Origin of the sequence: Usitatibacter rugosus, assembly GCF_013003965.1 — a bacterium.
In the GTDB taxonomy this organism is placed as follows: Bacteria; Pseudomonadota; Gammaproteobacteria; order Burkholderiales; family Usitatibacteraceae; genus Usitatibacter; species Usitatibacter rugosus.
In genome coordinates this window covers 1,376,911-1,397,542 of the sequence record NZ_CP053069.1, presented here as the reverse complement: position 1 = coordinate 1,397,542, position 20,632 = coordinate 1,376,911, and the positions used below count along the sequence as shown (strand labels likewise).

Genomic DNA, 20,632 nt, shown 5'->3' with positions numbered 1-20,632 from the left:
GCGACGCGGGGTTTCGGTTCCGGGTGCTTGAGCCTTACTTGCGCAGGCCGAGCCGGTCGATGACCGAGCGGTAGGCCTCGATGTTGGTGCGCTTCAGGTAGTCCAGCAGGCTGCGGCGCGAGCTCACCATCTTGAGGAGGCCGCGGCGCGAGTGGAAATCCTTGACGTTCGTCTTGAAGTGTTCGGTGAGCGAGTTGATGCGCTCGGTAAGCAGGGCGATCTGCACTTCCGGGGAACCGGTATCACCCTTGGCGCGCTGGTAGGTTTCGACGACGCGCGCCTTGTCTGCGGTAGTTACTGCCATGGCTGTCTTCTCCGTTGAATCTCTAACGTTCTGGTCTCTCGATTGAGCCCATGATTTTAGCGCGAATGACCCTACAAACTCAAGCAAAATCAGGGAGCTTCACCATGTCCGCCGCCGGTGGCGAGCAGGCGCATCACGGTGACCCGTCCGGTGGCCGAGGCCCTGCCGACGCCGACGAATACATGGCCCGGCGCGAAGAGCGCGACCTCCCCTTCGGGGCCTTGCGAATCAATGATCTGGCCGTGGCCGATGGCGGTGGCCTGGGCCGCGTCCAACGGGAGCTCGGGAAGGCTGCGGACCAGCACCTCGGGCGGCAGAAGGCGCTCACGGGCCCGCTCGCCATCCGCCTCGAGCTGCTCGAGCGTCACGGCTTCCTCGATGCGAAAACCGGAGACCGCTGTGCGCCGCAAAGCCGTGAGATAAGCGCCGCATCCGAGGTGTTTTCCGATGTCTTCGGCCAAAGTCCGGATGTACGTGCCTTTGGAGCATTTAACGGAAATTGTCAGCTTTTCTCCGGAGATCGATACCACATCGAGGGCATGGATCTCGACCTCGCGGGGGGCTCGCTCCACCTCAACCCCTTCCCGGGCCAGTTCATAGAGGCGCCGCCCCTCGTGGTGCAGGGCGGAGTGCATGGGGGGTACCTGCAGCTGAACGCCGACGAACGTGCGGGCAACGGCGTCGATCTGCGATGAAGTGACCGCTACCGGCGTCGGCTCGGATATCTGCCCCTCGGGATCGCCCGAGGTCGAAGTCCGCCCCAGGCAGAGGGTCGCGAGGTACTCCTTGGGCGCATCGATGAGGAAGCGCGAGAATTTCGTGGCCTCGCCGAAGACCAGCGGCAGCAAGCCGGTGGCAAAGGGATCCAGCGTTCCGGTATGCCCGCCCTTGCGCAGGACCAGCAGCCGCTTGGACCGGCCGAGGGCGCGAGTCGAGGTCCAACCGGGCGGCTTGTCGAGGAGGAGGACCCCGCCCGCGGCCGAGGGCGGGGCGGGAACCGACACAGTCAGTGAGCGGCGCCGCCGCCGCGTGTGCGGCGCGGCTTGGCCGGAGCCGGGGCTTCGGGCGCCGGAGTCGGCACCGCGGGGGTTCCGACCGCGTCGTCGATCAGCTTCGACAGGCGTACGCCCCGCTCCACGGATTCATCGTAGGCGAAGTGCAACTCGGGGACGGTGCGCGTCGAAAGCCGGTGCGAAAGGCTCGATCGGAGGAAGCCCGCGGCACGCTCGAGGCCCTCCTGCGTGGCCTCGGCATCGGCGGCCGGATCGAGCGTCGTGAAGAACACCTTCGCGTGGGAGTGATCGCGCGAGAGCTCGACCGCGGTGAGGGTGACCAGGCGCACGCGCGGATCGCGCACCTCGAGGCGGACCAGCTCGGCGAGCTCGCGCTGGATCTGCTCCGCGATGCGGTGGCTGCGCGCGACGGCCATGGATTACGCGATCGAGCGCGCGACCTCGACGACTTCGAAGACCTCGAGCTGGTCGCCCACCGCGATGTCGTTGAAGCCCTTCACCGACAGGCCGCACTCGAAGCCCGACTTCACTTCCTTCACGTCGTCCTTGAAGCGCTTGAGCGAATCGAGCTCGCCCGAGTGCACGACGATGCCGCCGCGCAGGACGCGCACTGACGAGCCGCGCTTCACCACGCCGTCGGTCACCATGCAACCCGCGACCGTGCCGACCTTTGAGATGCGGAAGACGTTGCGGACCTCGACGGTGCCGATGACGGTTTCCTTGCGCTCCGGCGCCAGCATGCCGTTCAGCGCCGCCTTCACCTCGTCCACCGCTTCGTAAATGATGTCGTAGTGGCGAAGGTCCACGCCGGAGTGCTCGGCGAGCTTCCGCGCCGCCGCATCCGCCCGCGTGTTGAAGCCGATCACCACCGCCTTCGACGCCAGCGCGAGGTTGATGTCCGACTCGGTGATGCCCCCCACGCCCGCGTGGATGATCTGCACCTTCACCTCGTTGGTGGAGAGCTTGGTGAGCGCGTGCGACAGGCCTTCGTACGAGCCCTGCACGTCCGCCTTGATGATGAGCGCGAGCGTCTTGGCGCCTTCGGCCAGCTGGTCGAATACGTTCTCGAGCTTCGCCGCCTGCTGCTTGGCGAGCTTCACGTCGCGGAACTTGCCCTGGCGGAAGAGCGCGATCTCGCGCGCCTTGCGCTCGTCCGTGAGCACCAGCAGGTCATCGCCGGCGCGCGGCACGTCCTGCATGCCCTGGATCTCCACCGGGATGGAGGGGCCGGCTTCGCTCACCGCCTTGCCGTTCTCGTCGTTCATCGCGCGCACGCGGCCGAAGACGGCGCCCACGAGGACGATGTCGCCCTTCTTGAGCGTGCCGGACTTCACCAGCACCGTGGCCACCGGGCCGCGGCCCTTGTCGAGGCGCGCCTCGATCACGACACCCCTTGCGGGTGCGTGGACCGGGGCCTTCAGCTCGAGGACTTCCGATTGGAGCTGGATCATCTCCAGCAGCTTGTCCAGGCCCTGGCCGGTCTTGGCCGAGACCTCGATGAACGGAACCTCGCCGCCGAATTCCTCGGCGACGACTTCGTGCGTGAGCAACTCCTGCTTCACGCGCTGGGCGTTGGCTTCCGGCTTGTCGATCTTGTTCACGGCGACGACGATCGGCACCTTGGCGGCCTTCGCGTGGTGGATGGCCTCGATGGTCTGCGGCATGACGCTGTCGTCGGCCGCGACCACGAGGATCACGAGGTCGGTCACCTGGCTGCCGCGCGCGCGCATGGCCGTGAAGGCTTCGTGGCCCGGCGTGTCGAGGAACGTGATCACGCCGCGCGGCGTTTCCACGTGGTAAGCCCCGATGTGCTGCGTGATGCCGCCGGCTTCACCCACCGCCACGCGCGCCTTGCGGATCGCGTCGAGGAGCGAGGTCTTGCCGTGGTCGACGTGGCCCATCACGGTGACGACCGGCGGACGCTGCACGCGGTCGCCTTCGTCCTGGGCTTCGATGAGGAAGCTCTCGGGATCGTCCAGCTTGGCCGGCTTGGCGGTGTGGCCCATCTCGGCCACGACGATCATCGCCGTCTCCTGGTCGATCACCTGGTTGATGGTGACCATCGAGCCCATCTTCATCATGACCTTGATCACCTCGGCGGCTTTCACCGACATCTTGTGGGCGAGGTCCGCGACGCTGATCGTCTCGGGCACCAGCACCTCGACGATCTTCGGCTCGGCCGGCGTGGCGAAATCGGTCGCATCGTCGCCATCGCGATGACGCGAGCCGCCGCGCGGGCCGGCACGCCAGCCGCCGCGGCCGCCACCCGCGTCGCCGCGGGTCTTGATCTGGCGGCGCTTCGCCGCGTCGTCCACCCACGCGGTCGTGGGCTTGACGGCCTTCACGGGCTTCTTGTTCTTGTCGGCCGGCTTCGCGGTCGGGCGGTGCAGCGTGCCCTCGGTCGCGCCCGGCGCGGCGGCTTTCGCGGCTTCGGTGGCGGCAGGCGTCGCGTCGGCGGACGCCACGGCGTCGGCCTTCGCTTCGACCGGCGCGGCCGCATCGGCGGGGACCTCGTCCTTCTTGCGGATGACACGCTTCTTCTTCGGAGCCTCGCCGTCGACGGGCTTCGCCTCGGGCGGCGCCTCGGCCGCGGGCGCGGCGGCGGCGGTCGCTGCGGCAGCGGCGGCGGCATCATCCTCGGCCTTCTTGGCCTTGGTCGTGGCGGCCTTCTTGGTGCGCGACTGCGCATCGGCGGCCTGGCGCGCGGCGAGCTCGGCCTGGCGGGCCGCTTCCGCTTCGCGCTTCTTCAGCTCTTCGGCGTTGATCAGGGGCACGGGCGCCGCGACGACCGGCTTCTCCACCGGCACGGGAACCTCGACCGGCTTCTCGACCTTCACGAACGTGCGCTTCTTGCGGACCTCGACCTGGATCGTGCGGGCCTTGCCCGTCGAATCCGCGCGCTTGATCTCGGTGGTTTGCTTGCGCGTGAGCGTGATCTTCTTGGTCTCGGACTTCTTGCCGTGCATCTCCTGCAGGTGGTCGCGCAGGCGCGTCTTGTCCTGCTCGGTGACGGCATCGTCCCCGGACTTCTTGTTCACGCCGGCAGCCTGGAGCTGCTCGATGAGCGTGGCAACCGGGAGCTTGAGCTCCTCGGCGAACTGGGCGACGGTCGATTTGGCCATTGAGTCTCGTTAGTGCGCGCCGGCTTCAGGCCTGCGCGGAATCCTTGAACCACGGCGCGCGCGCCGTCATGATGAGCTTGCTCGCCCGGTCGGCATCCATGCCGGTCATCTCGGTGAGCTCCTCGGTATCCAGGTCGGCGAGCGCATCCATGGTGGTGATGCCCTTGGAAGCAAGCGCGCGCGCGGTCTGGTTGTCCATGCCCTCCATGCCCTGGAGGTCCTCGGCGGCGTGCTCCACCTTCTCTTCGCTGCGGATCTCCTCGGTCAGCAGCGAATCGCGGGCGCGGCGGCGCAGCTCGTTCACGGTGTCCTCGTCGAAGGCCTCGATCTCGAGCATCTCGTTCAGCGGCACGTAGGCCACCTCGTCGAGCGACGTGAAGCCTTCCTGCACGAGGATCTCGGCGACTTCCTCGTCGACGTCGAGCTTCTCCATGAACATCGCGCGCAGCCCCGAGGTCTCCTCGGTGCTCTTCGCCTGGCGCTGCTCGGTGGTCATGATGTTCAGGTGCCAGCCGGTGAGCTCGGAGGCGAGGCGCACGTTCTGGCCCAGCTTGCCGATGGCCAGGGCCAGCTGGTCTTCCTCGACGACGACATCCATCGAGTGCTTCTCCTCGTCGACGACGATGGAGCTCACCTCGGCGGGCGCGAGGGCGTTGATCACGAACTGCGCGGCGTCCGGCGACCAAAGGATGATGTCGACGCGCTCGCCGGCCAGCTCCTGGGTCACGGCCTGCACGCGCGAGCCGCGCATGCCGACGCAGGTGCCCACGGGGTCGACGCGCGGGTCGTTCGATTTGACGGCGATCTTGGCGCGCAGGCCCGGGTCGCGGGCGGCGGCCTTGATCTCGAGCAGCCCTTCCTCGATCTCGGGGACCTCGAGCTCGAAGAGCTTCACGAGGAATTCGGGGGCCACGCGCGAGAGGATCAGCTGCGGGCCACGGGCCTGGCGGTCGATCTTCTGGATGAACGCGCGCACGCGGTCGGACACCCGCAGGTTTTCCTTCGGGATCAGCTGGTCGCGCGGCAGCAGCGCTTCCACGCGGCCCGATTCCACGATCAGGTTGCCGCGCTCGGCGCGCTTCACGGTGCCGGTCACGAGCGATTCGCCGCGCTCGAGGAAGTCGTTCAGGATCTGCTCGCGCTCGGCGTCGCGGATCTTCTGCAGGATCACCTGCTTCGCGGCCTGGGCTCCGATGCGGCCGAAGGCCTCGGACTCGAGCGGCTCCTCGTGGATGTCGCCCACCTTGGCTTCGGCATCCTCGGCGAGCGCGTCGGTGATCGCGATCTGGTGCGCGGGCTCCTCGTGCTCCTCGTCGGGGACCACCGTCCAGCGGCGGAAGGCGTTGTATTCGCCCGATTCGCGGTCGACCTCGACCCGGACGTCGACTTCGTCCTTGAACCGTTTCTTCGTCGCCGACGCGAGCGCGAGCTCGAGCGCGAGGAACACGGTGTCCTTCGCGACATTCTTCTCGCGCGAGAGCGCATCGACCAGCAGCAGGAGTTCCTTCATGACTTCTCTCTCTTCGAAAGCTACACGTCCGGGACGAGCCGGGCGCGGTCGATATCCTCGAAACCGATCGCCAGCCGTTCACCTTCCACCTCGAGCAGCACCTTGCCCGCTTCCACGCCGGCAATGCGGCCGTCGAACCGCCTACGCCCGTCACGCGGGAGCTTGAGCTTCACGCTCGCTTCGCGCCCGGAGAAACGCTCGAAATCCGCCAGCCGCTTGAGCGGCCGGTCGAGACCCGGCGACGAAACCTCGAGGCGCTCGTAGTCCACACCTTCGACGACGAACGCTCGCGTCAGGTGGTGGCTCACCCGGGCACAGTCGTCGACGTTGATGCCTTTCGGCGCATCGATGAAGACCCGGATCAGGCCGCCGCGCGACGATTCGAGGTCAACGAGCTCGTAACCGAGCCCCTCCAGGGTGTTCCGGAGCCATTCCTCGCGATCCGCAATCGGCGTCACAAACAAAAAATGGGCGCTGCCGCCCATCCGTTTTTGAAACTCTCGGATTGTAACACCAAACGGCACCACCCGGCACCCTCGATCCGCGCCGTCGCACCGTTGCGCGCACGCGACACGGCGCCTTCCGAACCCTTCGCGAAGCACCTCGCTGCAACGCGGCGTCACGAGGCGGTGACGGGCTCAAATCTCTGTTTCGTCACGGTTTTCGCCCCGACCGCGCAACAAGCGGTTCCACGCGACCACACGCGGTGATGCGACACAACATTCAGCGACAAAACGCTACAGACCGCATTGGACGCTTGCGTACAGTCGGCCGAGCCAAAACACCTCCTTTTCACAGCGAAATCAACGACACAGGGGACGCCAAATCGAGGCGAATTCGAAGTAGGAGGGGGTGGTGACGCGCGGGTCCGGCAACGGCCGGCGCGACACCTGCGGCGTTTGCGCAACACGAAACCGCGGCCCACATCCTCGATCACGGTCCATCCCTAACGACAACGGGGAACATTTCCATGCACAAGAAACGCCAACTCATCGTCCACCTTGCGAGCCTGGGCATCGCCGGCAGCGTCGGCCTCGCGCCGGCCATGGCGCAGCAGACGCAGAAGATCGAGAAGATCGAGGTGACGGGCTCCAATATCAAGCGCATCGAAGGCGAAGGCGCGGCGCCCGTGACCGTCATCACGCGCGAGGAAATCAATCGCTCGGGCGTGACGACCGCGGCCGAGCTGCTCGACAAGATCTCCGCGAACAGCGGCGGCGGCTACAACGTCTCGCAAGCGGTGGGCGATTCCGGCACGCCGGGCCTCGCCGCCGCATCGCTGCGCGGCCTGGGCAGCACGAACACGCTGATCCTCTTGAACGGACGGCGCCTGTCGAACTACGCGTTCAATGCTTCCGGCGGCGGCGCCGTGAACCTGAACCAGATTCCGCTCGCCGCCGTGGACCGCGTCGAGGTGCTGAAGGACGGCGCCTCCGCCATCTACGGAACGGACGCGATCGGCGGGGTGATCAACTTCATCCTGCGCAAGGACTTCACCGGCATCGAAGCGTCGGCCTACGGCACGCAGACCGAGCACGGCGGAGGCAACGTCCGCCGCTACACCGGCACCATCGGCTTCGGCGACATCAACAAGCAACGCTTCAACGTCCTCGCCTCGTTCGACTATGAGAAGGACACGCCGCTCAAGGCTTCGCAGCGCCCGGACTTCGCCGGCACGGGCATCCGCCCCGACCTCGGCTTCTCGCAGACTTCGGGCAACACCTGGCCGGCCAACTTCGTGTTCGACGGCAACCAGCTCAACGTGACCGCCCGCAACGGTTGCCTCCCGAACCAGGGCTCCTATCGCATCACCGCGGCCTCGGGCGAAGCCGCTCCGCTGCAGCCGTTCTGCCGCCAGGACTTCACGGCCGCGCTGGACATCTACCCGCCGGCCGAGCGCAAGGGCTTCTTCACGCGCGGCGCCCTCCAGTTCTCGAACGACCACCAGGCCTTCGTCGAGTACCACTACTCCAAGAACGAGATCACCTTCGGCTCCTCCGAGACGCCGGTGAACGACTTCAACGGCACCGGCCCCTTCCTCTATCCGGCCGGCGGGCGCTACTACCCGACGTCGTTCCAGCTTCCGGACGGCACGACGGTCACGCCGACCGGCGACCTGCCGATCGCCTGGCGCCTGAAGTCGGGCGGCCTTCGCACCAACCGCGCCGATACCGAGGAAAGCCGCCTCGTCGCCGGCTTGCAGGGCGTGCTGTTCGGCTGGGACTACAACACGGCCTTCTCGCAGAGCATCAGCAAGGCCACCGACAACTACATCGACGGCTTCGTGCGCGAATCGCTGATGCGCCAGGCCATCGCCAGCGGCAACGTCGACGTCTTCTCGGGCAACCCGCTCGACGCTGCCGGCCAGGCCCTGATCGACGGCGCGAAGATCCTCGAGCAGGTCCGCAAGTCCGAAGCGAAGGTCACCTCGTTCGACGGCAAGATCTCCAAGGAGCTGATGGAGATGAAGAACGGCGCGATGGCGCTGGCCGTCGGCTTCGACACGCGCAAGGAGGAGCTGGACGACCAGCCCGCCGCGGTGCTGTTCTCCGGCGACATCCTCGGCGGCGGCGGCGCGCAGCCCCCCACCCGGGCCGACCGCCGCGTGACCGCGTTCTTCGGCGAGCTGAACATCCCGCTGCTGAAGAACCTCGAGGCGCAGGTCGCGATCCGCTACGACGACTACAGCGACTTCGGCAGCACGACCAACCCGAAGGTGGCGCTGCGCTGGACGCCGACGAAGGAAACGCTGGTGCGTGCGTCGTACAGCACCGGCTTCCGCGCGCCGACGCTCTCCGACATGTTCCTGCCCAACTTCCTGGGCAACACGGCGGACACGCACAACGACCCGATCCGCTGCCCGGGCTCCACGCCCATCGGCGGCTACGTGAACCAGGGCCTGGAGTGCGACGCGCAGTTCCAGAACCAGCTCGGCGGCAACCGCAGCCTCACTCCGGAGAAGTCGAAGAGCTACACGGTGGGCGCGATCTGGGAGCCAAACAACACGGTCTCCCTCGGCGCGGACTATTGGGACATCCGCCGCCGCAACTCGATCGGCGCCCTCGGCGACACGACGGTGTTCGACGTGTACGGCGCCGCCGATCCGCTGACCGCGGGCGGCCTCTTCGTGCGCACCGAGCGCGTCGCGGGCGGCGGCTGCCGCGGCGACCTGCCCGGCTCGCCGACCCCGGCCAGCGTGCCCTGCCCCATCGACTACGTGATCCAGACGCAGCAGAACCTCGGCAAGTACAACGTGAACGGCGTCGACTTCACCGGCTCGGTGCGCTTCCCGGCCGGCAACGCGGGCCAGTTCACGCTGCGCGGCGAGGGCACGTACATCCTCAAGTACCGCTACCAGAACCAGGCCGACGGCCCGTACCTCGACAATAACGGCGCGTTCACGGCCGACAACGGGGCGATTCCGCGCTGGCGTCATTACGTGACGCTCAACTGGAAGAGCGGCCCGTGGGGCGGCACCCTCGGCCAGAACTTCGTGCTGGGGTACACGGACTCGAGCGGCACGCGCCGCGTGGGCAGCTACGAGACGTGGGACCTGCAGGGCACGTGGGATGGCTGGCGCGGCCTGGGCGTCGTGGCGGGAATCCGCAACGTCCTCGATCGCGATCCGCCGGCCTCGGACCAGGGCCAGACGTTCCAGGTGGGCTACGACCCGCGCTATACCGACTCGCGCGGCCGTACCTACTACGTGGGCCTGAAATACGCTTACAAGTAAGCGGGGCCAGGGACGTTAGACTAGGGGCGCGTGGCCGAAAGGCTGCGCGCCCCGTTTCACGGAGGAAGCACGTGGATATTTCCGAAGTCACCCGGGTGGAAGCCCAACAGCGGGTCCTGCTGGTCGAGGACGACACGCGGCTGGCCGACCTCATCACCGAATACCTCGGCAAGAACGGCCTCGAGGTCCACGTCGAGCGCCGCGGCGATCTCGCCGTCGACCGCACGTACGAGCTGGAGCCGGATCTCGTCGTGCTGGACGTCATGCTGCCGGGACGCGACGGCTTCGACATCTGCCGCGAATTGCGCGCGCGTGGAGCCACCACGCCGATCGTCTTCCTCACCGCCCGCGACGAGGATTTCGATCGTGTCCTGGGACTCGAGCTGGGCGCCGACGAGTTCATTCCCAAGCCCATCCAGCCCCGGGTGTTGCTCGCCCACATTCGGGCGGTGCTGCGCCGCGCCGGCATGCGCGAGCGCCCGGGCCCGGTGACCGACTCGCTGGCCTTCGGCAAGCTCGAGATCGACAACGCCGCGCGCGAAGTCCGCGTCGCCGGCAAGCCCGTCGAGCTCACCACTTCCGAGTTCGACGTTCTCTGGCTGCTCGCGCGCCACGCGGGCAAGGTCCTCTCGCGCAACGACATCCTGCAGCAGCTGCGCAGCCTCGACTACGACGGCTCCGACCGCTCGGTCGATTGCCGCATCTACCGCCTGCGCCGCAAGCTCGGCGACCTCGCCTCGAGCACCGAACGCATCAAGACCATCCGCAACGTGGGTTATCTTTTCAGCCCGACCAACTGGTAGGACGCCGGCGACCGCCGGCCACGCCGCATGATCCGTCTCTTCCTGAAGCTCTACGGGCTGCTGATCGCCACGCTCGTGTTTTCGTTCGTGGTGCAGACGCAGCTCGTGGACTACGTCTATCGGGAGATGACGCCGGGGTTCGACTTCCGCCAGCGGTTCATGGCCACGTTCCATCTGCTGGAGGAATCCCTCGCCCCGCTGCCCCGCGACCAGTGGCCCGCTCGCTTCCGCGAGCTCGCGGCGGGCTTCTCGACGCCCGCCCGGATGGGCCCCGTCTCGACGCTTCCGGAGCGCTCGCGCCTCGATCCGGAGAAGGCCCAGCAGCTCGACTCGGGGTCCATCGTCGCCCTCGACCGGCCCGGCGGCGGGTTCGTGCTCGCCAAGCGCCTGCGCGGCAGCGATCACGCGGTGGTGATGGAATTTCCCGGGCCCGACAACAGCCGCATCCGCATCGCGACCTACCTGGTGAACTGGACCACGGAATTCCTGATCGTCGCGGTGCTGGTGTTCTTCTGGGTGCGTCCGTTCTGGCGCGACCTGCTCAAGGTGCGCTCGGCCGCGGAGGCGGTCGGCGCCGGGCAGTTCGACCAGCGCGTGACCGTGAAACGCGGTTCCGCCCTGCGCAGCCTCGCCGAGGGGTTCAACGCGATGACCGAGCGCATCGCGGCGCTCCTGCAGTCGCACCGCGGGCTCACGAGCTCGGTCTCGCACGAGCTGCGCACGCCGCTCGCCCGGCTCAAGTTCAGCCACTCCATGGCCCGCGACGAACCGCGCCCCGAGGGCAAGGATCGCTTCCTGGCGCTCATGGAACGTGACATCGCGGAGCTCGATGAGCTCACCACCGAGCTGCTGGACTACGCCCGCCTCGAGCGCGGCGTGCCCGAGATCCGCGTGCAGACCGTTCCGGCCGAGCCCTGGCTGGAAGACGTGATCGCCGACGCGCGGCAAACCGCCGTGGCGTCGCAGAACGCGGCCCGGATCGATCCGCAGGTCGACCTGGAGACCGTGCAGTGCGAGCCGCGCTACATGGCGCGCGCCGTCGTCAATCTCATCCGCAACGCGCTCCACTACGCACGATCCACCGTGACGGTCTCCCTGGCCCGGGAAGGCGCGCGCACCGTGATCCACGTCGACGACGACGGTTCGGGCATTCCCGCGCAGGACCGGGAGCGCGTCTTCGAGCCGTTCGCGCGCCTGGACCAGAGCCGCGATCGCGACTCGGGCGGATTCGGCCTCGGGCTCGCCATCGTGCGCCAGGTGGCGCGCTGGCATGGCGGCGAGGCCTCGATCTCGGATTCCCCGCTCGGCGGAACCCGCGTCACCATCGCCTGGTAGGGGCAATTTGTAACAGCCGGCCGCCCCGGCCGGCCTTCCGCGCGCCCCGATTTGTTACCGCGCCGTATCGCCCTGCGCACCCCGCGTCACGGTAACCATTCCATTGTTGCGGAAAGGCGACATTCTGAAATATTGTGTTGGAGTTTTGCTGCCCGTGTCGCTATCCTTCACGGCGCAGGAAAGCCGGCCCAAGACCGGATTCCGTCCCAAGGCAACTCTCCACCCTTTTCATCCATCGGGAGATTTCATGAAGCAACTCAAGAGGAAAACCCTCTACGGCGCGCTTGTGCAGGCGCTGGGAACGGGTGTGGCGCTCTCCGTCATCGCGACGGGCGCAGCAGCCCAACAGACCCAAAAGGTCGAGAAGATCGAAGTGACCGGCTCCAACATCAAGCGCCTCGACATGGAAACCGTCGCGCCGGTCGAAATCATCACCAGAGACCAGATCGAGCGTACGGGCCTGCCGACGGTCGCGGAAGTCATCCGCAACGTCCCGGCTGCCATGTCCGGCTCCTTCAACGAGAGCTTCTCCAACAGCTTCGCGCCGGGCGCCTCGGGCGTCTCCCTCCGCGGTCTCGGCCAGAAAACCACCCTCGTCCTGATCAACGGACGCCGCACGGCCGGCTACGGCTTCGCGCAGAACCTCCAGGACACGTTCGTCGACCTGAACTCGATCCCGACCTCCGCGGTCGAGCGCATCGAGATCCTGAAAGACGGCGCCTCCGCGATCTACGGTTCCGACGCCATCGCGGGCGTGGTCAACATCATCCTGCGCAAGGACTTCAAGGGCCTCGAGCTCAACGTGTCCGGCGGCTACGCCGAAGGCGACTGGGATACGCGCCTGTCCGGCACCTGGGGCATGGGCGACCTCGCCAAGGACCGCTGGAACGTGTTCGGTGTCGTCGACTACTACAAGCGCGACGAGCTGCTCCAATCCGACACCAAGTTCCTCCACACCCGCGACATGCGCGGCTACGAGGGCGGCCGCAACTTCCAGTCGCTCACGGGCGGCGGCACGTGGCGCCAGCTGAGCGCGACCAACGCACTCACGGCCAACCACCGCGCCATCTCCGAGTGCGCGGGCCAGGTCATCGACGGTCCGGAAGCGGTTCGCCGCGGCCTGATCGGCGCTCCGGCCGGCAACACGGCGTTCAACATCCCGGGCAACACGTTCTGCTCGGTCGACTTCAAAGGCCAGTTCAGCGCCCTCCCGGGCACCGAACGCGTCGGCTTCATGGGTCGCGGCACGAAGATCTTCTCCGACAACATGACGGGCTACGTCGACGTCGGCTACAGCCAGGTCAAGACGGACCAGACCTTCCAGGCTGCGAGCTTCGTGACGACCGCGCTCCAGCAGACCAGCGTCGGCCTGCGTCCGTTCGCCTACACCGCGAACTTCGCACCGGGCTCCGCCGGCAACCCGTTCACCTCGAACGCCCGCTACGTCGGCGTCCAGAACGACATCGGCACGCGCAACCAGGAAATCACGTCGGACACGTTCCGCATCCTCGGCGGCCTGACCTACACGGTCGGCTCCTGGGACTTCGACAGCGCCCTCAGCTACTCGAAGAACGAGATCGACCAGGTCGGTACGGGTCGCCTCTCGCTCACGGGCATGTCGCAGGCCCTCGGGATCCCGTCCGGCCTCCAGCCGCCGATCCCGCTGTCGTCCAACTCGTCGTACAACCTCGACCGTCCCTCGACCAACTCGCAGGCCGTCCGTGACGCGATCACGCTCGAGCCGGTGCGCAAGTCGGAGTCGGAGCTGAAGTTCATCGACACCAAGGCCTCCACGGAGCTGTGGCAGATGGCTGGCGGTCCCGCCGGCCTCGCGCTCGGCATCGAGTTCCGCGACGAGTCGCTGAAGGACCGTCCGGACGCCGCCGCTCAATCCGGCGACATCCTCGGCCAGGGCATCACGGCGACCGATGGCTCGCGCACGAACACGTCGATCTACGGCGAGATCTCGCTGCCGATCACGCGTTCGATCGAAGCCCAGCTCGCCGCTCGCTACGACCACTACAGCGACTACGGCAACTCCACCACGCCGAAGGTCGGCGTCAAGTGGCGTCCGCTGAGCACCCTCGTCCTGCGCGCCAACTGGGGCAAGGGCTTCCGCGCTCCGACGCTGGTCGAGATCTCCCCCTCGGTGGCCACGTTCTTCACGCAGGTGGCCGACCCGAACTTCGGCGGCGCCGCGCGGAACGTGTCCGGCTCGTTCGCGGGCAACCCGAACCTCGAGCCCGAGAAGTCCACCAGCCTGACGGCCGGCTTCGTCTGGGAACCGACGCGCGACTTCAGCCTCGGCATGAGCTACTACGAGATCAACTGGAAGAACATCGTGGTGGGCAACTGCTGCCAGGACATCGTCGACTCGGGTGATCCCACCCGCGTGATCCGCGACCCGGTGACGGGCGAGATCGTGACCGTGGTCGGTAACTTCGAGAACCAGGCGAAGACCGAAGTGAAGGGCATCGACCTCGACGCCCGTTACGCCATGAGCACGGACATCGGCAAGTTCACGGGGCGCGTCAACTGGACGTACTTCGACTCCTTCAAGGAGAACGACACCGAAGTGGTGGGTTCGAACGCCGGCACCAACACGATCCCGCGCGCCAAGGGCGTTGTGGGCCTCGATTGGGACTACCGCGCGTTCTCGGCGACGGTCAACATGAACTACACGCACGGGTATCACCAGACCGCGGCGTCGCTGGCCTCGTACATGGTGCCGCAGGACCCGCAGTTCCAGAACGGCATCTACCCGGAGAAAGTGCGTCACTTCCGGACCGTGGACATCTACGCTCGCTACAACCTCAACAAGAACTTCCAGATCAACGCTTCGCTCGTCAACGCCGAGGACAAGACGCCTCCGTACGACCCCGGCTTCAGCACGACGAACCTGTACGACTTCAGCCTGTTCGACATCCGTGGCCGCCAGTGGCGCCTCGGCTTGAAGTACACGATGTAAGCCGTACGTTGCGGGGCTTCGGCCCCGCGATCGGGAAACCGATGGAACCCGCAGGCTTCAACCTGCGGGTTCTTTTTTTGTGCGGACGTAACGCGGATAAAATCACGGCATGTCCATCGGAATTCTCCGGGCGGCGCGGGAAGCGGACCTCCCCGCCATCGTCGCGATCTATAACGCAGCCATTCCCGGCCGCCAGGCCACGGCCGACACCGAACCCGTGACCGTCGCCGAGCGCGAGGCCTGGTTCCATTCGTTCGACGCCTCCAGCCGCCCCCTGTGGGTCCTGGAAGACGGCGGCGCCGTCCGCGCCTGGCTCAGCTTCCGCTCCTTCTACGGCCGCCCGGCGTACCACCGGACCGTCGAGACGGGCGTTTTCGTCGATCCGGAGCACCACCGCCGGGGCTATGCCGGGCAGCTGCTTGCGCACGCCCTGGGGGCCGCTCCCGGGCTCGGCATCACGACCGTCCTGGCCTTCGTGTTCGCGCACAACGAGCCCAGCGTGGCGCTGTTCCTGCGCCACGGGTTCGCCGGCTGGGGCCGGCTGCCCCGCGTGGCCGAGCTGGACGGCATCGAGCACGACCTCCTCATCCTCGGGCGCCGGCTGTGAAGACCTACCTCGACCTCCTGTCCCACGTGCTCGAGCACGGGACCCGCAAATCCGACCGCACCGGCACCGGGACGCTCTCCGTCTTCGGCTACCAGATGCGCTTCGACCTCTCCGAGCGCTTCCCGCTGCTCACTACCAAGAAGGTCCACACCAAGAGCGTGATCCACGAGCTCCTGTGGTTCCTGCAGGGAAGCACGAACATCGCCTACCTCAAGGAGCACGGCGTCACGATCTGGGACGAATGGGCCGACGCGAAGGGCGAGCTGGGGCCCGTCTACGGCTACCAGTGGCGATCGTGGCCCACGCCCTCCGGGGCGCACATCGACCAGATCGCCCAGGTCGTCGCGCAGCTGCGCGCCAACCCCGACTCGAGGCGCCTCATCGTCTCGGCGTGGAACGTCGCCGACATCCCGAAGATGGCGTTGGCGCCCTGCCACGCGCTGTTCCAGTTCTACGTGGCCGATGGACGCTTGTCCTGCCAGCTGTACCAGCGAAGCGCCGACATCTTCCTGGGCGTGCCCTTCAACATGGCCTCCTATGCGCTGCTCACGCTGATGGTCGCGCAGGTGGCGGGCCTCAAGCCGGGCGACTTCGTGCACACGCTGGGCGATGCGCACCTCTACCTCAATCACCTCGATCAGGCGAAGGAACAGCTCGGCCGCACGCCGCGCGCGCTTCCCGTGATGCGCCTCAATCCGGACGTGAAGGACCTCTTCGCGTTCCGCTACGAGGACTTCACGCTGGAAGGCTACGATCCGCACGCCGCCATCAAGGCGCCGATCGCCGTATGAGGCCGGCATGATCCGCTCGTACGTCGTCGCGGCCACGCGAAACCGGGTGATCGGGAAGGGCAACGGGATGCCCTGGCACCTGCCCTCGGACCTCGCCTTCTTCAAGAAGATCACGATGGGCCATCCGATCGTGATGGGCCGCAAGACCCACGAGTCGATCGGCAAGGCGCTGCCGGGCCGGACGAACATCGTGATCACGCGCGACCCCGCTTTCAAGGCCCCAGGGTGCGTGGTGGTCGATTCGCTCGAGGCGGCCTATCGCGCCGCGGGTGACGTGGACGAAGTGTTCGTGATCGGCGGCGCGCAGATCTTCGAGGCGGGCATGCCCGGCGTCGACCGCATCTACCTCACCGACATCGACGCGCAGATCGAGGGCGACACCTGGTTTCCGCCCTTCGACCGGAGCCAGTGGGTGGAAACGGAGCTCGCGAGGCAGGGCGTGGACGAGCGCCACGCGTTCGCGACGCGCACCGTGAGGCTGGACCGCAAGCGCCCTGCCTAGCGGTTCATCCCGCCGTCCTTGCTCGACTCGATGCGTGCGATGACCTTGCTCGCGACCATGCCGCGGTCGTCGATCATCACCGAGAAGATCGCGAGGTAACCCCACGTGTCGCGGAACCGGTAGTCCCACGCGAACTGCTGGAGGTTCTCGAAGCGGACTACGCGGCTGGGCGGCCCGATCATGCGGCGCACCTGCTCGGCCGTGGTGACGCCGGCCTGGATGCGATAGAAATTGTCGTCGGTCAGGGCCTGCTCGACGCGCTGCACCGTGCCGCCCTTCAGGAACACCATGTACGTCTCGGTGCCGAGCGGGCCGCGCGGATACACGAGCTGGTGGGTGCCGTCGGGATAGTCGAACTCCGCGGCCGGCGCACCGAAGGCTCCGCGCGCCTGGGCCTCGGGCGTGCCCGGCGGGATGCTCGCCATCGGAGTGCATGCGGCCACGATGAGCGCGGCCAGGAGCGTAACGGTGGGCTTCATGGGGAACCTCCTCTGGGGAGCTAACACCTCCGACCCCACGATCATCCCACCGTTCGAGCGCCCCAAATGAAACGGGCCTGCGTTGAGCAGGCCCGGCGTTGCTGGTAGGGCGTACTGGATTCGAACCAGTGACCAACGGATTAAAAGTCCGCTGCTCTACCAGCTGAGCTAACGCCCCATCACTTGGAAAGTGAGTCCAAAAACGACTTGGGAAAGACCGAGATTATAGCTTTTCCGGCGAGATCGGGTCAATTGCGGCGGGTGCCGATCATGCCTCGCGCAGCATCCGGTCGTACTGCCATTTCATCGTGAGCGCGGCGCCCGCGACGATGGCGAAAAAAGTGAGGATCGAGCCCACGGCGAGCGTCGAAAAGCCGCTCAGCCCCTGTCCGATGGTGCAGCCCAGGGCCGTCACGCCGCCGAATCCCATGAGCGTGCCGCCGATGATGTGGTTCGCGGTGTCTTCGGCGTTCACGAAACCCTCCCAGCGGAACGTGCGCGACCACAGGGCGTAGGCGAGCGAGCCGCACACGATGCCGGCCGTCGCCGCGATGCCGAAGGTGATGGCGAGCGACTTGTCGCTCCACAGCATCAGCAGCTCGAGCGTGTAGCCGACCGGGGCCACGAACGAGAGCGATTCGATCGTGCGGCTGTTGGTGCCGAAGTACGTGTCCTCGAGCGTCTGCGGGTTCTCCGCGTAGCCAACGTGGCCGGTGAGATACCAGCCGCCGACGATCACCAGGCCGATCGCGATGCCGCCCAGCCAATGGTCGAAGCTCTCGCGGAACTCCCGGTCCTTCACGACGAACGCGATGAGCGCCACCGCGACGATCCCCGCCACGGCAAGCTGCATCGCCTTCAGGGACGCGCCCGTCAAGGCACTCGCGAGCGTGGGGAGATCCTGGCCGCGGCCGAGATCCGTGGCGACGGGATCGATCCAGGAGATCCGCCACACCGCGAACAGGCCCTTCAGCGTCATGTACGCGGCGATGCCCAGGAACACGAAGACGATGACCGACTTCAGGTTGCCGCCGCCCATGCGAACCAGCGTCTTGCTTCCGCAGCCCGAGCCCAGCGTCATGCCCACGCCGAAGAGGAAACCGCCGAGGATGTACGAGAGCCAAGTGACGTTGGGCCGCGTGTAGAACGATTTCGCGAGGTCGATCTGCCCGGTGGCCGCGAGGAGGTTGGTGCCGACGATGGCCACTGCGATCGCGAGCAGCCACATCCGCATGCGTCCCCAGTGGCCCATGTTCACGATGTCGGAGACCGCGCCCATGGTGCAGAAGTTGGTGCGGTTCGCCACGGCACCGAACACGAACGCGAGGAGGAAACCGCCGGCGGCGACGATCCAGGGAAGGTTGGCGGCGGTACCCAAGCTCTCAGGTCACTCCCGGTTGATAGCGCGTCGGATCCGGCAGCCCCGCGGTGGCGAAGCCTTCGCGGCGGAATCGGCACGCGTCGCATTGCGCGCAAGCACGGCCCGCCGCATCGGCGTTGTAGCACGAAACGGTGAGCGCGAAGTCCACGCCCAGCTCGTGGCCCCGCCGCACGATGTCGGCCTTGGAGAGCCGGACGATCGGCGCGCGGATCGCGATGGGCGAGCCTTCCACTGCGCGCTTGGTCGCGAGGTTCGCCATCGCTTCGAACGCGGCGAGGTACTCCGGGCGGCAATCGGGATAGCCCGAATAGTCCACCGCATTCGCGCCCGTGAACACGGCGTCCGAACCGGTGACTTCCGCGTGCGCGAGTGCGAGCGAGAGGAACACGGTGTTCCGTGCGGGGACGTACGTGATGGGGATGCCGCCCGTGGATTCAATGGGGACGTCGATGGAAGCGTCGGTGAGCGCCGAGCCGCCGAACAGGCCGAGCCCCACGTGCGCGACACGATGCTCCACCGCACCCAGCGCGCGCGCGATCTGCGTGGCCGCGTGCAGCTCCGCCTTGTGGCGCTGTCCGTAGTCGACCGAGAGCGCGTGGCATTCCCAGCCCTCGGCCTTCGCGATGGCGAGCACCGTCGCGGAATCGAGACCGCCCGAGACCAGGACGACGGCGGATTTCACCCCGGTCGGCGCCGGCTACCGGCGCAGGGAAGCGAGGCGCGTGCGCGCCTTGCCCGCGGCTTCGGAGCCGGGGTAACGCGCGATGATGTCCTCGAGCGTGTTGCGGGCGCTGCCGTTGTCGCCCTGCTCCGCTTGCAGCGCGGCGATGGCGAGCAGCGCATCGGGCGCCTTGGGCGATTGCGGATAGCGCTGAAGCAAGCCCTCCTGCGTGGCGAGGGCGTTGCGGTAATCCTTGAGGTTCGCGTAGCCGATGCCGATCCAGTACTCGGCGTTGGGCGCGAGCGGGCTCTGCGGATAGTCCTTCAGGAATGCCCGGAACGCGTCGATCGCCGAGGCGAAGTCGTTGCGCCGGAAGAGGTTCGAGGCCGCGTCGTAGGCCTTGATCTCGCGGGCCTGGTCATCCTTCGTGGCCGGACGGGCCGAGGCCTGGATCGTCGACGCGGGCGGCGCGCTCGACTCGGGGGGCGCGATGCTCGGCGTGCCGGCTCCGGCGGGCTTCGCCGGGCCGCCCTCGAGGCGCGTCAGGCGCGAATCGAGGTCGAGGTAGAAATCCTTCTGGCGCTTCTGGAGCTGCTCGTTCTGGTTCGTGAGCACCTCGATGCTGCCGCGCAGGCGCGCGATCTCCGCATTCAGGCCGTCGATCTGGCGCAGCAGCTCCACCACGCCGATGTTGCGGATCTGCTCCTCGAGGCGCGCGATGCGCGCTTCGTTGTCCTTGCCTTGCTGCGCGAGCTCCTGCTTGATCAGCTCGATGCGCCGGCGCGCCTCCTCGTCGTCGAAGAGGCCGGCATGCGCGGGAATCGCGGAGGCCGCCAGCGCCGCGAAGGCGCCGGCAGCGAGCAGGCGAAGCCCGTACGGCTTACTCACCCGAGTACTTGATGTCGGCGCGTCGGTTCTGCGCGTAGGCGCCTTCGTCATGACCCTGCGACTGCGGCTTCTCCTCGCCGAAGCTCACGGTCTCGATGCGGCCGTCCTGCACGCCGAGCACGGTCATCACTTTCTTCACCGCTTCGGCGCGGCGCTGGCCGAGCGCGAGGTTGTACTCGCGGCTGCCGCGCTCGTCGCAATTGCCTTCGATGCGGATCTTCGAATCGCGCTTGTCGGCCGTCATGTACTTGGAGTGCGCCTGCACGACCGGGCGGAACTCGTCCTTCACCGCGTTGGAGTCGTAGTCGAAGAACACGCTGCGCTTCGACAGGATGTTGCTCGGATCCGTGAGCGGGTTGCCGGCCACGCGCGGGTTGGTCATCGACGACGTGTTGCCGGCGGTGTTGGCCGAGGGTTGCGTGGTGGTCGAAGCGGTGTCGCGGACGGGAACGTCCTGCTTCGTCTCGGTGCTGCCGCAAGCGGCGAGCACGGTGGCAACAGCGATGTAGAGGACAGCTTTTTGCATGGTCATCTC

General features: G+C 67.1%; 18 protein-coding genes and 1 tRNA gene. 7 read left to right on the top strand and 12 right to left on the bottom strand.

The window, feature by feature from the left end:
• Positions 1–34: 34 nt before the first annotated feature.
• The 6 genes from rpsO to rimP all read right to left on the bottom strand — a co-directional run bounded on the left by rpsO (position 35) and on the right by rimP (position 6,434).
• On the bottom strand, positions 35–304 hold the full coding sequence (gene rpsO / locus DSM104443_RS06990; RefSeq protein ID WP_171090746.1) for a 30S ribosomal protein S15: 270 nt from the start codon (positions 302–304) through the stop codon (positions 35–37).
• Between the two features lie 89 nt (positions 305–393).
• Positions 394–1,308 (bottom strand): tRNA pseudouridine(55) synthase TruB, encoded by a 915-nt coding sequence (gene truB / locus DSM104443_RS06985; protein ID WP_171090743.1) that lies wholly within the window; start codon positions 1,306–1,308, stop codon positions 394–396.
• A gap of 2 nt (positions 1,309–1,310) precedes the next feature.
• Positions 1,311–1,733: a 30S ribosome-binding factor RbfA gene (rbfA, locus tag DSM104443_RS06980; protein ID WP_171090741.1), complete on the bottom strand. Its 423-nt coding sequence runs from the start codon at positions 1,731–1,733 to the stop codon at positions 1,311–1,313.
• Positions 1,734–1,736: 3 nt separating this feature from the next.
• Positions 1,737–4,439 carry a translation initiation factor IF-2 gene (infB, locus tag DSM104443_RS06975; protein WP_171090739.1) on the bottom strand — a complete coding sequence of 901 codons (2,703 nt, stop codon included), beginning with the start codon at positions 4,437–4,439 and terminating at the stop codon, positions 1,737–1,739.
• 25 nt (positions 4,440–4,464) lie between these two features.
• A complete protein-coding gene (gene nusA, locus DSM104443_RS06970) occupies positions 4,465–5,949 on the bottom strand; it encodes a transcription termination factor NusA (protein ID WP_171090737.1) in 1,485 nt (494 codons plus the stop codon).
• Positions 5,950–5,969: 20 nt separating this feature from the next.
• Complete coding sequence (gene rimP, locus DSM104443_RS06965; protein WP_171090735.1) at positions 5,970–6,434, bottom strand: ribosome maturation factor RimP; 465 nt, start codon at positions 6,432–6,434, stop codon at positions 5,970–5,972.
• 485 nt (positions 6,435–6,919) lie between these two features.
• On the opposite strand from rimP, the gene DSM104443_RS06960 reads away from it, so the two are divergent.
• From DSM104443_RS06960 to DSM104443_RS06930, 7 genes are all read left to right on the top strand, one after another.
• Entirely contained in the window at positions 6,920–9,682 is a 2,763-nt protein-coding gene (locus DSM104443_RS06960; protein ID WP_171090733.1) for a TonB-dependent receptor plug domain-containing protein, read from the top strand.
• Between the two features lie 71 nt (positions 9,683–9,753).
• Positions 9,754–10,485, top strand: coding sequence for a response regulator (locus tag DSM104443_RS06955; RefSeq protein ID WP_281359550.1), 732 nt, complete (start codon positions 9,754–9,756; stop codon positions 10,483–10,485).
• Between the two features lie 27 nt (positions 10,486–10,512).
• Entirely contained in the window at positions 10,513–11,820 is a 1,308-nt protein-coding gene (locus tag DSM104443_RS06950; RefSeq protein WP_171090731.1) for an ATP-binding protein, read from the top strand.
• Positions 11,821–12,067: 247 nt separating this feature from the next.
• Positions 12,068–14,788, top strand: coding sequence for a TonB-dependent receptor plug domain-containing protein (locus DSM104443_RS06945; RefSeq protein ID WP_171090729.1), 2,721 nt, complete (start codon positions 12,068–12,070; stop codon positions 14,786–14,788).
• 109 nt (positions 14,789–14,897) lie between these two features.
• On the top strand, positions 14,898–15,395 hold the full coding sequence (locus tag DSM104443_RS06940; RefSeq protein ID WP_171090727.1) for a GNAT family N-acetyltransferase: 498 nt from the start codon (positions 14,898–14,900) through the stop codon (positions 15,393–15,395).
• On the top strand, positions 15,392–16,186 hold the full coding sequence (locus DSM104443_RS06935; RefSeq protein WP_171090725.1) for a thymidylate synthase: 795 nt from the start codon (positions 15,392–15,394) through the stop codon (positions 16,184–16,186). The genes DSM104443_RS06940 and DSM104443_RS06935 overlap by 4 nt, the downstream gene beginning before the upstream one ends.
• A 7-nt stretch (positions 16,187–16,193) precedes the next feature.
• A complete protein-coding gene (locus tag DSM104443_RS06930) occupies positions 16,194–16,688 on the top strand; it encodes a dihydrofolate reductase (RefSeq protein ID WP_171090723.1) in 495 nt (164 codons plus the stop codon).
• Here the strand turns inward: DSM104443_RS06930 and DSM104443_RS06925 are convergent.
• From DSM104443_RS06925 to pal, 6 genes are all read right to left on the bottom strand, one after another.
• Positions 16,685–17,167: a hypothetical protein gene (locus DSM104443_RS06925; RefSeq protein WP_171090721.1), complete on the bottom strand. Its 483-nt coding sequence runs from the start codon at positions 17,165–17,167 to the stop codon at positions 16,685–16,687. The two genes, DSM104443_RS06930 and DSM104443_RS06925, sit on opposite strands and share 4 nt — an antisense overlap.
• A gap of 102 nt (positions 17,168–17,269) precedes the next feature.
• Positions 17,270–17,345, bottom strand: a tRNA-Lys gene (locus DSM104443_RS06920).
• A gap of 90 nt (positions 17,346–17,435) precedes the next feature.
• Entirely contained in the window at positions 17,436–18,545 is a 1,110-nt protein-coding gene (locus DSM104443_RS06915) for a YeeE/YedE family protein (RefSeq protein WP_246232560.1), read from the bottom strand.
• Between the two features lie 4 nt (positions 18,546–18,549).
• Positions 18,550–19,230 carry a 7-cyano-7-deazaguanine synthase QueC gene (gene queC / locus DSM104443_RS06910; protein WP_171090719.1) on the bottom strand — a complete coding sequence of 227 codons (681 nt, stop codon included), beginning with the start codon at positions 19,228–19,230 and terminating at the stop codon, positions 18,550–18,552.
• Positions 19,231–19,245: 15 nt separating this feature from the next.
• On the bottom strand, positions 19,246–20,097 hold the full coding sequence (ybgF, locus tag DSM104443_RS06905; protein WP_171090717.1) for a tol-pal system protein YbgF: 852 nt from the start codon (positions 20,095–20,097) through the stop codon (positions 19,246–19,248).
• Positions 20,090–20,623 carry a peptidoglycan-associated lipoprotein Pal gene (gene pal, locus DSM104443_RS06900; protein WP_171090716.1) on the bottom strand — a complete coding sequence of 178 codons (534 nt, stop codon included), beginning with the start codon at positions 20,621–20,623 and terminating at the stop codon, positions 20,090–20,092. The genes ybgF and pal overlap by 8 nt, the downstream gene beginning before the upstream one ends.
• Between the last annotated feature and the right edge of the window lie 9 nt (positions 20,624–20,632).